The 13,823-nt window shown below is 67.9% G+C and carries 12 protein-coding genes; 4 read left to right on the plus strand and 8 right to left on the minus strand.

Annotation, left to right across the window (positions count from 1 at the left end):
* Window positions 1-35: 35 nt before the first annotated feature.
* Window positions 36-2,168 (minus strand): phenylacetic acid degradation bifunctional protein PaaZ, encoded by a 2,133-nt coding sequence (gene paaZ / locus ACT3S2_RS00865; RefSeq protein ID WP_443382434.1) that lies wholly within the window; start codon window positions 2,166-2,168, stop codon window positions 36-38.
* A gap of 220 nt (window positions 2,169-2,388) precedes the next feature.
* Here paaZ and ACT3S2_RS00870 point away from each other — a divergent pair, with 220 nt between their 5' ends.
* The gene (locus ACT3S2_RS00870; RefSeq protein WP_443382432.1) at window positions 2,389-3,285 is read left to right on the plus strand and encodes a serine protein kinase RIO; all 897 of its coding nucleotides are present in this window, start codon (window positions 2,389-2,391) and stop codon (window positions 3,283-3,285) included.
* 12 nt (window positions 3,286-3,297) lie between these two features.
* Here ACT3S2_RS00870 and ACT3S2_RS00875 read toward each other — a convergent pair whose 3' ends face one another.
* The 5 genes from ACT3S2_RS00875 to ACT3S2_RS00895 all read right to left on the minus strand — a co-directional run bounded on the left by ACT3S2_RS00875 (window position 3,298) and on the right by ACT3S2_RS00895 (window position 8,104).
* Window positions 3,298-4,287 (minus strand): NAD-dependent epimerase/dehydratase family protein, encoded by a 990-nt coding sequence (locus tag ACT3S2_RS00875; protein ID WP_443382430.1) that lies wholly within the window; start codon window positions 4,285-4,287, stop codon window positions 3,298-3,300.
* Window positions 4,288-4,390: 103 nt separating this feature from the next.
* Window positions 4,391-5,098 carry a tyrosine-protein phosphatase gene (locus ACT3S2_RS00880; RefSeq protein WP_443382428.1) on the minus strand — a complete coding sequence of 236 codons (708 nt, stop codon included), beginning with the start codon at window positions 5,096-5,098 and terminating at the stop codon, window positions 4,391-4,393.
* Window positions 5,099-5,148: 50 nt separating this feature from the next.
* Entirely contained in the window at window positions 5,149-6,051 is a 903-nt protein-coding gene (locus ACT3S2_RS00885; RefSeq protein WP_443382426.1) for a 3-hydroxyacyl-CoA dehydrogenase family protein, read from the minus strand.
* Between the two features lie 2 nt (window positions 6,052-6,053).
* A complete protein-coding gene (locus tag ACT3S2_RS00890; RefSeq protein ID WP_444561111.1) occupies window positions 6,054-6,863 on the minus strand; it encodes an enoyl-CoA hydratase/isomerase family protein in 810 nt (269 codons plus the stop codon).
* A gap of 17 nt (window positions 6,864-6,880) precedes the next feature.
* A complete protein-coding gene (locus ACT3S2_RS00895) occupies window positions 6,881-8,104 on the minus strand; it encodes an acetyl-CoA C-acyltransferase (RefSeq protein ID WP_443382424.1) in 1,224 nt (407 codons plus the stop codon).
* Window positions 8,105-8,396: 292 nt separating this feature from the next.
* Here ACT3S2_RS00895 and ACT3S2_RS00900 point away from each other — a divergent pair, with 292 nt between their 5' ends.
* Window positions 8,397-9,821, plus strand: coding sequence for an MFS transporter (locus tag ACT3S2_RS00900; protein WP_444553350.1), 1,425 nt, complete (start codon window positions 8,397-8,399; stop codon window positions 9,819-9,821).
* 59 nt (window positions 9,822-9,880) lie between these two features.
* On the opposite strand, the gene ACT3S2_RS00905 is transcribed toward ACT3S2_RS00900, so the two are convergent.
* The gene (locus tag ACT3S2_RS00905; RefSeq protein WP_444561086.1) at window positions 9,881-10,426 is read right to left on the minus strand and encodes an SRPBCC family protein; all 546 of its coding nucleotides are present in this window, start codon (window positions 10,424-10,426) and stop codon (window positions 9,881-9,883) included.
* A 32-nt stretch (window positions 10,427-10,458) separates the two neighbouring features.
* The gene (locus ACT3S2_RS00910; RefSeq protein ID WP_444561112.1) at window positions 10,459-11,607 is read right to left on the minus strand and encodes a baeRF3 domain-containing protein; all 1,149 of its coding nucleotides are present in this window, start codon (window positions 11,605-11,607) and stop codon (window positions 10,459-10,461) included.
* Window positions 11,608-11,713: 106 nt separating this feature from the next.
* Here ACT3S2_RS00910 and ACT3S2_RS00915 point away from each other — a divergent pair, with 106 nt between their 5' ends.
* Both ACT3S2_RS00915 and ACT3S2_RS00920 read left to right on the plus strand, forming a co-directional pair.
* Window positions 11,714-12,664 carry a 1,4-dihydroxy-2-naphthoyl-CoA synthase gene (locus ACT3S2_RS00915; protein WP_444561113.1) on the plus strand — a complete coding sequence of 317 codons (951 nt, stop codon included), beginning with the start codon at window positions 11,714-11,716 and terminating at the stop codon, window positions 12,662-12,664.
* 9 nt (window positions 12,665-12,673) lie between these two features.
* Window positions 12,674-13,792, plus strand: a complete 1,119-nt coding sequence (locus ACT3S2_RS00920; protein WP_444553352.1) for an AMP-binding protein — start codon at window positions 12,674-12,676, stop codon at window positions 13,790-13,792.
* Window positions 13,793-13,823: the final 31 nt, after the last annotated feature.

The raw sequence follows: 13,823 nt of genomic DNA on the forward strand, positions 1-13,823 counted from the left end.
CAGCGGCACTCGCCGCCGGCAGGTTCCCGGAGGCCTCAGTCGCGCGTCGACCAGTCCCGGTAGATGGTGTCTTCCTTCTCCACCAGGGTCAGCACGTCATAGGTCGCCACGATCTCATCGTCCTGGTTGTGGATGATGGCGTCCCAGGCGACCTCTCCATACTCGTCGGTGACCCGAGGGGTGATCCGCTTGGCGGTGAGCGTGACCCGGACCCGGTCCCCGGCCGGAACGGGGGTGATGAACCGCAGGTTCTCCAACCCGTAGTTGGCCAGCACCGGCCCCGGGGCCGGCTGGACGAAGAGCCCCGCCGCCCAGGACACCAGCAGATACCCGTGGGCGACGACCCCGGGGAAGAACGGGTTGGCCGCCGCCGCCTCCTGATCGGTATGGGCGTAGAAGGTATCGCCGGTCGTGTTCGCGAAGGCGGTGATCTCGTCCAGGGTGACTTCACGCAACGGGGAGGCGAAGGCGTCGCCGATCCGCAACTCGGCCAATGATTTGCGGAACGGGTGGATGGCTCCTTCCACGGCCCCGAATTCGGGGGCCCCGGCGATGACCCGGTCTGCTCCGGCATGCCAGACGCCGGTGACGGCGGTCAGCAGGTTCGGGGAGCCCTGGATGGCGGAGCGCTGCATGTGGTGCTTGATGGACCGGACGCCGCCGAGTTCCTCGCCGCCGCCGGCGCGGCCCGGCCCGCCATGGACCAGATGCGGGACCGGGGACCCGTGACCGGTGGAGGTGCGGGCGGTCTCGCGGTTGAGGATGTGGATCCGGCCATGGTGGCCGGCGATCCCGATGGTCAGGTCACGGGCAACGTCCCCGTCGTTGGTGCACACCGTGGCCACCAGCGAGCCGCTGCCGCGGGCGGCGAGCTCCACTGCCTCGTCCAGGTCCGTGTAGCCCAGCACGCTGGCCACCGGGCCGAAGGCCTCCAGCGAGTGGACTGCTTCCGCCTTCGCATCGGCCCAGGTCAACAGCAGAGGGGACATGAACGCGCCCTCGGCGACCTCGTGTTCCTCCCCCGAAGCGGTTCTGACCACGGGGGCATCCAACGTGCCGTAGGCGATCTCGCCGCCGGCAGCCAGCATGTCCTGGACCGCGCCGCGGACATCGCGCAGTTGGTCCAGCGACGCCAGGGCCCCCATGGTGACCCCCTCGGCCCGCGGATCCCCCACGACCACCCGCTGGGTCAGTCGGGCGCCGATGGCGGCCACGACGTCGTCTTCGAGTCCCGCCGGGACGATGGCGCGGCGGATGGCGGTGCACTTCTGGCCGGCCTTGACAGTCATCTCGGTGGTGACGGATTTGATGAAGGCCTCGAACTCGGGGGTGCCGGCCACTGCGTCGGGGCCGAGGATCGCGGCGTTGAGGGAGTCCGTTTCGGCGGTGAAGCGGATGCCGCCGGAGACGACGTTCGGATGGGATTTCAGGGCGTCCGCGGTCGAGGCCGAACCGGTGAAGGAGACCATGTCCCGGTAGTCGAGCACGTCCAGCAGGGTGCGGGCGGAGCCGGAGACCAGTTGCAGGGAGCCGGCGGGCAGGAGTCCGGATTCGACCAGCATCCGCACGACGGCCTCGGAGAGGTATCCGGTCGGGGTGGCGGGCTTGACGAGGGTGGGGACACCGGCGATGAAGGCGGGGGCAAACTTCTCCAACATGCCCCAGACCGGGAAGTTGAAGGCATTGATCTGTGCGGCGACCCCGGGGATGCGGGTGAAGATATGGCCCCCGAGGAACGAACCGTCACGGGATAGCGGCTCGGCGGGGCCGTCCTGGACGACGTTGGAGTTGGGCATCTCACGACGGCCCTTGGAGGACAGGATGAACAGGGCCCCGATGCCGCCGTCGATATCGACCATGTTGTCGACCTTGGTGGCGCCGGTCCGGTAGGAGACGTCGTAGAGTTCCTCGCGGCGTTCGTTGAGGTACTGGGCCATCTCCTTGACCCGCAGGGCCCGCTCGTGCAACGTCAGCTTCCCGAGCTCACGGTGCCCCACGGAGCGGCCGTGGTCCACGGCCTCGGCCAGATCGAGACCAGCAGCGCTCACCAGGGCCAGCTGTTGGCCGGTGTTCGCGTCCAGGACCGTCGTGGCCCCGTCAGTGCCCTCGGGAGTCCACCAGGAGTCCTGGATATAGCTGGGTACCAGCTCGGGGGTCTGCGTTGTCATCGTCGACTAGTCCTTCCTGAACGATCGGTCGGTATTTGAGGCCCAGCCTACATGACGGCCAGTGGGGCGCGGTCGATCCGAAAGTGATTGACTTTCCTCGATCACTGTTGTTGACTCAGGGTCCCGCCCATCACCGACTCCCGGGAGGCCGCCATGACGACCCTTGTTGCCCCACACGCCCCGACCTCCATCGACCACCTCCCCGGGAGCCACCACCTACATGACTTCGAATTCCGCTACTGATCCGGAAACCACCTTCCAAAAACTGACGCCCGCGACGTCCGGACACGGCACCGGCGAGGAACGCCCCGCGGGATGGAACATGCTCGACGATTCCCTGGCCGCCAATCAACGCTGGTCCACCTGGAACAACGTGGAACGACTGATGCGCGGCCCCACGCCCCGCCCGGGGTTCATCATCGAGGACGCCGGGGCCATCGACACCGAACTCGGGATCCTGAAAACCGGCAAGGAAGCAGACGTCTTCCTGCTCGAACGCGCCACCGACACCCGCCGGTCCCTACTGGCCGCCAAGAGGTACCGGCCCCCCGAACAGCGCGCCTTCCGCCGCTCCACCATCTATACCGAGGGGCGCACGGTACGGCGCAGCCGGGATGCGCGGGCACTGAAGAACGGTTCCTCCTATGGCCGCCAGGTCGAGGCGGCCCAGTGGGCCGCCGCCGAATGGAACTTCCTGGTCCGGGCCCACGAAGCCGGGATCCCGGTCCCCTACCCCGTGCAGGTGGATGGCACCGAGATCCTCATGGAATTCATCACCGACCCCGACCATCCCGACGCCGCAGCCCCCAGACTGCAGCAATTGCGGCCGACGCGGCCTGTGCTCCAGTCCTTTTTCGACCAGCTCGTCGAGGCCATGGGCGGGTTCGCCTCGCTGGGATACGCCCATGGAGACCTCTCCCCGTACAACATCCTGGTCTCCGGAAACCGGTTGGTGATCATCGACCTGCCACAACTGGTCGATCTGGCCGCGAACCCGCTGGGCGCCGATCTGCTGGCCAGGGATTGCCGGAACGTCTGCTCCTGGTTCACCAGCCGGGGACTCGACCAGGATCCCGAGGAGTTGCTCGCCGACCTTTTGGCCGCCGCCTGGACCTGACGATGATTCCACTCAGCCCAGTCGGTTGATCAGCTCCGCCTCGTGATCCGCGCTCAGTCCCGAGCGCAGCTCCTCGGTGGGGTCGTGCGCGGCGATGATATCGGAGAACGTCTCGGCCAACGGACGGCGCACCAGCCCCCACTTCAGGGCCCTGCGATCCGACCGGCGGGCGAAGCCGGCGAATTCGGTCCCGGCGGGCAGGATCAGCGGGAGCGAGCGGGGGCCCGACCAGGGGGCGACGGCGTCGTCCGGCATCCGGTGCAACGGGTAGGGCACGACGGCGGCACTGTATCCCGCGGCACTCTGGGCGCTGGCGATCACGTCACCCAGCGGCATCTCGGCACCGACGACGTTGACCGGTCCGTTGCGGGCCTCGAGCCCGGCGCGCAGGATGAAGGCCGCCAGATCGCGGACGTCGACGATCTGGACATAGCGGGCCTCGCCGTCGTCGTCGGGGACGAGGACCGGCTCCTGCCCGCGGGCGAACCGCAGGGGCCAGTAGGTGGACCGGCCGGTGGGGTCCCCGGGGCCACCGATCAGTCCCGGACGGACCAGCAGTGCCGCATTGCCACGGGAGGCAACGGTGAGCCATTCGCAACCGGCCTTGGCTTCGCCGAACTTCTCGTCGCTGTAACCCAGGCTGGAGTCCTGGGCCACCAGGAGCTTCGAGGCCTCGGCGGCCCCCGCCCGGGAGTGGACGGCGTAGGCGGAGCAAGAGGAGACGAAGACCCAGTGTCCGGCTTGCGGGGACAAGGCTTCCACCGCCGCCTTGGCGTGGGCGGGCCGGCAGGTCAGTTCCACCACGAGGTCCCAGGGTTCGGCCGCGGCCCCCGCGTAGGCGTCCTCGACCTCACGATCGACCCGGAATTCGCGGACCCCCTCGGGGAAGCCGTCCGAACTGCCACGGGCCAAGCACCCGACATCGTGCCCGTCCTCGACGGCCTGCAGCGCAAGGGTTCGGCCCAGCCACTGGGTACCACCGAGGACGAGGATTTTTGCCATGCCAACCAGCCAACTCCCCCGGCCCGGGTTCTGGCAAGTCGAATTCGAAAAATCGTTGGATCGGACGATATGTGTCCTCCCGCCGATCCCCGACCGGCAGCGGTCAGGCCCGGGAGCCCGCGAGCAGTTCCCGCACCGCATCGATCTCGGCGACCGTCAGCCCCTGCCCGAGCAGAAAGGCCTCGACGTCGATCCCGTCGACGAATTCGGCCAGTGACTGCTGGCGTCCGGCAATGACCGGGGCCAGCTCTTCCTCGCTCAAATGCCGTTCATAGGGGTGTTTGACCGGGCTGATCCGGTGCCATTCGTTGATTCCGCGCGCTCCGGCATCGTATTGGCCGGGAATCAGATCCTGCCTGCCGACCAGGGCCAGCGCCATGGAGATGATCATTCCCGTCCGGTCCCGGCCGGCGGAACAATGCACGACGACGGAGCCCCGGGCCGCCGCCAGGGCACGGAAGACGCCGGCCACCAGCCGGGGGAAGTGCTCCAAGTTCGCCGGGTAGTAGCGCGGATCGCTGAGGTACGGGGTGTCTGCCGAGGCGGCCGCGGCCATGAATTCCTCATGGGCCTGGTCCTCGGTGGGGCAATGCAGCACGGTGATCCCCGCCAGCGCCCCGGGGTCGACCGCGGGGTCGGTGGGCCGACGTCGACGCTCGTCGGCATTGCGCAGGTCGATGACCGTGCGGATGCCTGCGTCATGGGCCTGGGCCCACCCGCGTTCGGTGAGCCATTCGCTGCGGCCCATCCGGTAGAGCCGTCCTGCCACGCGCCGCGCGTTGACGGCGCCTTCCCAGTTCACCTCGTTCATGGGCCCATCCTGCCATGCGCCCCCATCGCCGGCAGGAGGGGCCCCACGGATCAGCTCCAGTCGTAGAAGCCCTGCCCGGTTTTGCGGCCCAGGTCCCCGCGTTCGACCTTCCGGCGCAGGATCGCCGGCGGGGCGAAGCGTTCACCGAGCTGCTCGGCCAGGTATTCGGCGATCCCCAGCCGCACGTCCAGCCCCACGAGGTCCGTGGTCTTCAACGGGCCGGTGGGGTGTTTATAGCCGAGCACCATGGCGTTGTCGATGTCCTCGGCGGAGGCAACGCCCTCCTCGAGCATGCGCATCGCCTCCACGGCGAGCATGACCCCCAGCCGGGAGGAGGCGAAGCCGGGGGCGTCGTTGACGACGACGGCGGTCTTGCCCAGACCGGCCACCCAGCCGCGGGCCTTCTCCACCAGGGCCGGCGCGGTCTGCTCGGCGATGACGACTTCGATCAGGGTCGAGGCCGGGACCGGGTTGAAGAAGTGCAGCCCCAGGAAGCTCCCGGGACGGGCCAGATGACCGGCCAGGCCGCTCATGGACAGCGAGGAGGTGTTCGAGGCCAAGACGGCCTCGGAGCCCAGCTCGGCTTCTACCGCCTGCAGCGAGGAGACCTTCAGGTCCCAGATCTCCGGGACGGCTTCGACGACCAGTTCGCGGTCCCCGAAGTCGGCGTAGTCGGTGCTCACCGTCAGGTGGGCCAGATGGTCCTCGACGGCTCCTGCCAGGCCGCGGTCGATGGATTTGCCCACGGCCGTGGCGACCCGTTCCCGGGCGGCTTCGGCACTGGGTGCGTCGCGTTCGACGATGAGCACGTCGGCTCCCTTGATGAGGAAGCCATGGGCGATGCCGGCGCCCATGCGGCCCCCGCCCAGGACCCCGACCCGGGTGGGCAGGGACGTCGAGGCGTCGGCCTCGCTCGGGACGGCGGTGTTCTTTTCCGGGGTGCTGGGGGTCATCGTTACTTCTTCTTCCTGTCGAGGAATGCCTGCATGCGGTCGAATTTGGCTTCTGACTCAAAGAGCATCGACTGGGCCAGGGTGTCGATCACCGGGTGGGCTTCCCGCGGGGTGTGGAACACGGCCTTGGTGACCCTGACCGCCAATGGGTCCTGGGCGCCGATCCGGTCCGCCAGCCCCTCGGCGGCACCGCCCAGTTCGGCCGAGCCGACCAGTTCGCCGATCAAACCCACCTTCAGGCAGTCCTCTCCGGTGAGCACCTTCCCGGCGAGCAGGATCTGTTTGGCCATCGGCTCCCCGACGAGCTCCTTCAACCGCCAGGTGGCCCCGGCGGCTGCCATGATGCCCAGATTCGTTTCGGGGTTGCCCATCCGCAGGGCCTCGGTGCCGATCCTGAAGTCGGCGGCGTAGGCCAGCTCGGCACCCCCACCGAGCGCGTAACCGTCCAGGGCGGCAATGACGGGCATCGGCAACCGGGCGATCCGCTCGAAGAGCGAGGAGTTGATCCCGGCCAGGGCGTCTTCGCGGCGGCGTTGGCGCAATTGGGCGATATCGGCGCCGGAGGCGAAGATGCCCTTGGCCCCGGTCTCCGGATCCGAGGGGGTCCCCGAAAGGATGAGGATCTTCGGGGAGGCCTCCAGATGGCTGCAGACCGCATGGAGTTCATCGACCATCGTCTGGTCGATGGCGTTGCGGACCTCCGGGCGGTGCAGCCGGACGGTGATCCGGTCGGCTGCCTCGGTGACGATCAGCGTGGCGAAGCCCGCGGCGTCGAGCCCGGCTGCGCCGTCGTGCTGCTCCTGGGGACCCAGGTCTTGTGCACTCACCACTAGACCCCCTCGACGAGCAGGGCGGCTCCCTGGCCGACGCCCACGCACATGGTCGCCAGTCCCAATTTGTTCCCTGCGGAGGCTTCACGGTCCAGCCGGCCCAGCAAGGTCAGGGCGATGCGGGAGCCGGAGGAGCCCAAGGGGTGGCCCAGCGAGATGGCGCCGCCGTCGTTATTGACGATGTCGGGGTCCAGGCCGAGTTCGCGCATGGAGGCCAGGGACTGGGAGGAGAAGGCCTCGTTGAGTTCCACGGCGGCGAGCTCGTCCACGGTATGCCCGGTGCGTTCGAGGACCTTCCTGGAGGAGGGGACCGGGCCCATCCCCATGATTTCCGGGGCCACCCCGGCCGAGGCCCCGTCGAGGATGCGGGCGCGCGGGGTCAACCCGTATTTCTCGATGGCCGCCTCGGAGGCGACGATGATCGCCGAGGCGCCGTCGTTGAGCGTCGAGGCGTTGCCTGCGGTGACGACCGAACCGCCCTTGACCACCGGGCGCAGTCCGGACAGGACCTCCATGGTGGTCCCGGCGCGCGGCCCCTCATCGGTATCGACGATGGTCCGGGCGCCCTTACGCCCGGTCACGGTGACCGGAACGATCTCCTCGGCGAAGCGGCCGGCGGCGATGGCTGCCAGGGCGCGTTCGTGGGAGCGTACGGCGAAGGCGTCGCAATCCTCCCGTGAGGTGCCGAAGACGCGGGCGACCTCTTCGGCGGTCTCGGGCATGGAGAAGGTGGTCTTCCCGTCGCGGGAGAGCTCCCCGGAGAGGAAAGCCGGGTTGGGGAACCGCCAGCCGATCGAGGTGTCGTAGGTGGCGCCGGGCTTCGCGAAGGCCTTGGAGGGCTTCTCCATCACCCACGGGGCGCGGGACATCGATTCGACCCCACCGGCGACGACGATGTCGGCGGCCCCCGCCTTGATCATGTGGCTGGCCATCGTGATGGCGGACATCCCCGAGGCGCACAGCCGGTTCACGGTGATCCCCGGAACCGAATCGGGGTACCCGGCCAGCAGCCAGGCCATGCGGGCGATGTTCCGGTTCTCCTCCCCGGCCCCGTTGGCGTTGCCGAAGATGACCTCGTCCACCAGCTCCGGATCGACTCCGGCCCGTTCGACGGCGGCCCGGACGGTCAACGCCGCCAGGTCATCGGGACGCACGGAGGCCAGGGCCCCGCCATAACGACCGACCGGAGTGCGGGCTCCGCCCACCAGGAATGCTTCGGACATGAAAACCCCTCTTCGGTTGGCCTCTGTTCAGGCATCTTTGCCGGCCGTGGAATGCGTCTCGGGACACAATTACCGACCAATCGTTCACTAAGAGATTCCCACCCCGCATCCCACCGGTCAACTCACCACGGCCTGATGACGAAATTGACCGCTTTTATACCTGCCGGTAATATGGATGCCTTTGACAGACTCCGATGCTCGACACCGGATCGTGGACCGTCGCCGGCCCTCCGCCCTGGGCGCTCAGAACCGGCCCCTGTCGACGAAAGCTGAAGAATTTTGGGAGGCACCCATGCCACCGAACGACAGCACAGACTCCCCCTCGACGGAGGGCACCCCCGACGCCACCGCGCAGGCCCCCATCGACTACTCCGAGGACATCGGCCCGGATCTTGACACCGCCGAGGGCCGCTCGATGATCCACAAGGCCACCGCGGCTTCAGCCATGGGCAACCTGACCGAATGGTTCGACTACGGCGTATATGCGGTGGCGGTGACCTACATCACCGCTCATTTCTTTCCCGGGGAGTACGGAACGATCCTGGCGTTGGCCACCTTCGCCGTCTCGTTCGTAGTGCGCCCCCTGGGTGGAATCATCTGGGGCCCGCTGGGCGACAAGCTCGGACGCAAAACCGTCCTGACCCTGACCATCCTCATGATGTCCGGGGCCACGTTCCTCATCGGCGTGCTCCCGACGTTCGACATGGTCGGGATCCTGGCTCCGATCCTGCTGATCCTGCTGCGCCTGGTGCAGGGTTTCTCCACCGGCGGCGAGTACGGCGGCGCGGCGACCTTCATGGCCGAATACGCCCCGGACAAGAAGCGCGGTTTCTTCGGCTCCTTCCTGGAGTTCGGCACACTGGGCGGCTTCGCCCTCGGTGCTGCCGTCATGTTGCTTTTCCAACTGGTGCTTCCCGAGGCGGCCATGGATTCCTGGGGCTGGCGGATCCCGTTCATGCTGGCCCTCCCGATGGGCCTGGTCGGTTTGTACCTGCGTAATAAGCTCGAAGACACCCCGGTGTTCCAAGAGCTCGAGGAGACCGGCGGGGTGGAGGAGGGCGGCAGCCTCAAGGCCGTGATCACCCAATACTGGCGCCCGATGTTGGTCATGTTCGGCATGGTCTCCTGCCTGAACATGGTGAACTACACCTTGATCACCTACATGCCCACCTATCTGGAAAGCCAGCTGGGAATGGATTCGAATCAGGCGCTGATCGTCATCATCCTCGGTGAGGTGGCCATGATGTGCGTCATCCCGTTCGTTGGCGGCCTCTCCGACAAGGTGGGTCGCAAGCCCATGTGGTATGCCTCCACCCTCGGTCTGATCATCTTCCCGGTACCGATGTTCTGGCTCATCGGCCAGAACTTCGGGCTGGCCATCATCGGCTTCGCGGTACTGGGTCTGTTGTACCTCCCGCAGCTGGCCACGATCACGGCCACCTTCCCGGCGATGTTCCCCTCCCAGGTCCGCTTTGCCGGCTTCGCCATCACCTACAACGTGGCCACTGCGTTGCTCGGTGGCACCGCGGCCATTGTCAACGAGGCGGTCATCGACAGCACCGGATTCGTGCTCTTCCCGGCCGTCTACATGATGATTGCGGCGGTCGTGGGTCTGATCGCCGTGCGTTACATGGTCGAAACCGCCGGCGCATCGCTGCGCGGCACGGAGACCCCGAATGCCAACGACACCGGGATCCTCGCCGAGGATCCCCGCTAGGCCCTGGAGGCAACTACGGCGGGCCCGGAACCATCCTGATGGTTCCGGGCCCGCCGTCGTCAGGCAGTCCCCCGGTCCGGCCCCGGCACCCCGGGGCCGGGATCCGGCTCGACGTCCGCCCCCGAGATACCCATGCCGGTGCCCTCCCCGGGATCCCCGTCGGGGCTTTGCCGGACCTCCTCATGGGCTCCCCGGGCCTCGGCGGCCTGGGCCAGGTTCCTGGCCAGTTCGTCGAGCCGGGCCTTGGGGTCCTCCTCGTCGTCCCCCAGCAGGCCGTGCAGGAGCCCCGAGTCCCGGCGGTCGAGCACCACCGTGCACCCGAATTCGGTCTCGGCCAGTTCGAAGGTGATCTCCGAAGCGTCCAATCCCCACCCGGGGCCCGTCCGCCAGGTCATGCTCCGGCGGTTCGTGGCCGTGGTGACCTGCATCCGGGTGCTGTCCTGGCCCTCCGGGCCGAGCAGCGTGATGGACTGGCCGTCCTGGATGCCTCCATCGACGTGCTCGACCCCGGGGACCCAGCGGCAGTACTGGGCACCGTCCTGCAGCACACTCCACACCACATCCGCGGTGGCGTTGACATCCTGTTGGGTTCGCAACGATTCCATCCTCGGAGCCTACCGCCCTACCCCCGCGGTGTTCAGTACCTGAAGATCGCGGAGATCGGGCTGTCCGGGTCGGCCGGTTCCGAACTGGCATGGACCAGTCCCCCGCTGCCCATCGTGGCGACCGCTGCCGCCTCGATCTGCTCGCAGCCGGCATACCGGTCGTCCCGTCCCAGCGCCACGATGGTGTGGGGTCCGGAAGCAGCCTGCTCCCAGCACCACGGATCGGCCTGGATGAACAGGGTCTCGATCCGCCCGTGCAGGGCGGCTTCATGGATCTCGGCACGATCGCTGGAGACCCTTCCGGTCCCATGGAGGGAACGGAACTGCTCGATCAGCTTCGACCTCTCGGCACGCAACCGGTCTTCGATGACGGGCCAGGCCAGCCGATGCAATTCACCGGAGGACAGAGGGTCCGGGTTGCGGATCACGGCGTCGTCCAGGATGTGGGGATAGTCCCCGGCGCCCCGATATTCTCTCACGAGCAGATCGGGGCCCACAAGCACCAGGGGCAGTCCGCGTTCGAACAGCAGCGGACGCAACCCGCTGGCGGCTTCACGCACGAACCGTGTCACTTCGTTCTTCTTGAAGTGTTCATCGGCGGCACCGTGGCCGTAGAACACGGCCGAACCGCCCTTGGTTCCGGCGTCGGCAGCCGGCCGGGCCATCGTGTCCGACCGGGGTTCCTGGGCCTCGACGACGTCGCGCAGGGCAGTGGGCACCCCGTTCAGCTCGAGTTCGGCCACCTGCTGGCGGTCGCCCTCCAGCAGGCGCAGGTTGCGTTGGCTGACGGCCAACAGCAGGAATTGTTCATCGCCCGAGAGCAGCCGGAACAGCGGCCCCAGCACCAGCCGGTCACCGACCGTGGAGAATTCGGGGACGGAATACGGCACCCGGTAGCTGGCGTGCCACCCCGGCCGCATGAATAATGCGACCCCGTCGCTCATGTGCTGCCAAGCCCAGGCATCGTCACGCAGCTGCCTGGCAGGGGCGAGCAGGTCGTCGATTTCGGCCGGGCGTAGACGCCCTTCCAGGGATTCCTCGAGCGCGCTGAGCAGGTTCTTCCAACGCAGCTGGTCCGCCCGGGACTGGTCGCCGAAGCGGTGGGTGGGCATGAACATCGAGATATGCAGTGCCGCCGTATCGGCTTCAGCCAAGAACGGTAGATCGGCACGGGTGATCATTTCCAACGTGTCCTCCTGATTCCAGTGGACACTTCATTCTACAGGGTGTCGAAAAACCCGCCCGGACGAGGTCCACGACCCTGCTGGCGCTAGACTCGTGGGCGTGATTGAAAACGTGCTTCCACCCCAGGTATCCGATCTCTTCGACCCCACCCGCTGGCGGGTCGTGGAGGGTTTCGATTTCGAGGACATCACCTACCATCGGCAGGTGGAACGCGATGCCCAGGGCAGGATCCTCCGTGATCTGCCCGCCGTACGCATCGCCTTCGACCGGCCCGAGGTGCGCAACGCCTTCCGCCCCGGAACCGTCGATGAACTCTTCAGGGCCCTCGATCATGCCCGCATGACCTCCGATGTGGCCACCGTGCTGCTGACCGGCAACGGCCCCTCCGCCAAGGACGGGGGCCACTCCTTCTGCTCCGGTGGGGACCAGCGCATCCGTGGCCGGGACGGCTACCGCTACGCCGGCGGCGAGACCGCCGAGTCGATCGACCCGGCCCGGGCCGGGCGCCTGCACATCCTCGAGGTCCAACGGCTGATGCGCACCATGCCCAAGGTCGTCATCGCCGTCGTCAACGGGTGGGCGGCCGGCGGCGGCCACTCGTTGCACGTGGTCTCCGACCTGACCATCGCCTCCCGTGAGCACGGCAAGTTCAAGCAGACCGACGCCACGGTCGGCTCCTTCGACGCCGGCTACGGTTCGACCTTGTTGGCCCGGCAGGTCGGCCAGAAGAATGCCCGCGGCATCTTCTTCCTGGCCCGCGAATATTCCGCCGAGGACATGGTCTCGATGGGAGCCGTCAACGAGGCGGTGGACCATGAGCGCCTCGAGGAGGTCGCCCTGGAATATGCGGCCGATATCGCCCGCCAGTCACCGCAGGCGATCCGGATGCTCAAATTCGCCTTCAACCTGGCCGACGACGGGCTGGCCGGCCAACAGGTCTTCGCCGGGGAGGCCACCCGCCTGGCCTACATGACCGATGAGGCCGTGGAAGGCCGGGATGCCTTCTTGGCCAAACGCGAACCCGACTGGTCCTCGCACCCCTACTACTTCTAGGAGCCCGGGATGGACATCGCAGAGATCCTGAAGGCCCTCGCCGCGACCCTGAACGACGAGGGGCCGGCGGTCGAGATCCTGCCCGGCGAGGCAGCGGGCAGCCACCGGATCGACACCCCGCAGGACGTCCCGGAGGGCACCGCCGCCGTCGTCCGGACCTCTGGTTCCACGGGGACACCGAAACGCACCGTGCTGCCCACGGATTCCCTGGCGGCCTCGTCCATGGCCGCCGCCGAACATCTGGGCACCGAAGGACAGTGGTTGCTGGCCCTGCCCGTGCACTACGTCGCCGGCTTGGCGGTGCTCACGCGCAGCCTCTACGCAGGAACCCGTCCCTGGGCCATGGACCTGGCCGGCTCGTTCACTGCCCAGGCCTTCACCGCTGCCGCGGGCGAGCTGACCGACAAGGTGCGCCTGACCTCCTTGGTGCCCACCCAGCTGGCCCGCCTGCTGGAGGATCCGGCACCGGAAACCATCGCGGTGCTGCGTCGGTTCAACACGATCCTGCTCGGCGGCGGGGCCGCCTCGGAATCGTTGCGTTCCAGCGCCCGCTCCCACGGCCTGAACATCGTGCGGACCTATGGGATGACCGAGACCTGCGGTGGCTGCGTATACGACGGCAAACCGCTGCCCGGGGTGCACCTCGACGTCGCCGCCGGCAGGATCCGCCTGGGCGGGGACGTCCTGGCCGCGGGCTACCTGGACGACCCCGCCCACACGGCCGAGCGTTTCCTCCTCGACGCCGCCGGGCGGCGCTGGTTCACCACCGATGACCTGGGCAGCTACGAGGACGGGGTGCTCAACGTGCTCGGGCGCATCGACGATGTCATCAACACCGGTGGCGTGAAGATCTCCGCCGCCGCGGTGGCTGCCGCCATCGAAGCGGTCCCCGGGGTCCGCTCCGCCCTGGTGGTGGGGGTCCCCGACCCCGAATGGGGCTCCGCCATCGGTTCACTGGTCACCGGGGAGGCCACCGGAGAATCCATCCGAGATGCCGTCAGGTCCTCGCTGGGGCCCGCGGCCGTCCCCCGCCGGTTGCTGCAGGTCCCCGAGCTTCCTGCCCTCCCGGGCGGCAAACCCGACCGTCGGGCGGCAATTTCCCAGTTGGCGGCGGCAGGGAGAGAATAGGACGCTGGACCAACAGCCAGCACCCACCCGA

The sequence above is a fragment of the Arthrobacter sp. AOP36-A1-22 genome (assembly GCF_052377615.1).
GTDB lineage: Bacteria > Actinomycetota > Actinomycetes > Actinomycetales > Micrococcaceae > Arthrobacter_H.

Coding starts and splice junctions, on each gene's coding strand:
- ACT3S2_RS00910 (WP_444561112.1), bottom strand. CDS start 11,607: ATGATCACCCGTGCCGATCTACCGTTCTTGGCTGAAGCCGATACGGCG.
- ACT3S2_RS00880 (WP_443382428.1), bottom strand. CDS start 5,098: ATGAACGAGGTGAACTGGGAAGGCGCCGTCAACGCGCGGCGCGTGGCA.
- ACT3S2_RS00920 (WP_444553352.1), top strand. CDS start 12,674: ATGGACATCGCAGAGATCCTGAAGGCCCTCGCCGCGACCCTGAACGAC.
- ACT3S2_RS00870 (WP_443382432.1), top strand. CDS start 2,389: ATGACTTCGAATTCCGCTACTGATCCGGAAACCACCTTCCAAAAACTG.
- ACT3S2_RS00885 (WP_443382426.1), bottom strand. CDS start 6,051: ATGACCCCCAGCACCCCGGAAAAGAACACCGCCGTCCCGAGCGAGGCC.
- paaZ (WP_443382434.1), bottom strand. CDS start 2,168: ATGACAACGCAGACCCCCGAGCTGGTACCCAGCTATATCCAGGACTCC.
- ACT3S2_RS00905 (WP_444561086.1), bottom strand. CDS start 10,426: ATGGAATCGTTGCGAACCCAACAGGATGTCAACGCCACCGCGGATGTG.
- ACT3S2_RS00900 (WP_444553350.1), top strand. CDS start 8,397: ATGCCACCGAACGACAGCACAGACTCCCCCTCGACGGAGGGCACCCCC.
- ACT3S2_RS00895 (WP_443382424.1), bottom strand. CDS start 8,104: ATGTCCGAAGCATTCCTGGTGGGCGGAGCCCGCACTCCGGTCGGTCGT.
- ACT3S2_RS00875 (WP_443382430.1), bottom strand. CDS start 4,287: ATGGCAAAAATCCTCGTCCTCGGTGGTACCCAGTGGCTGGGCCGAACC.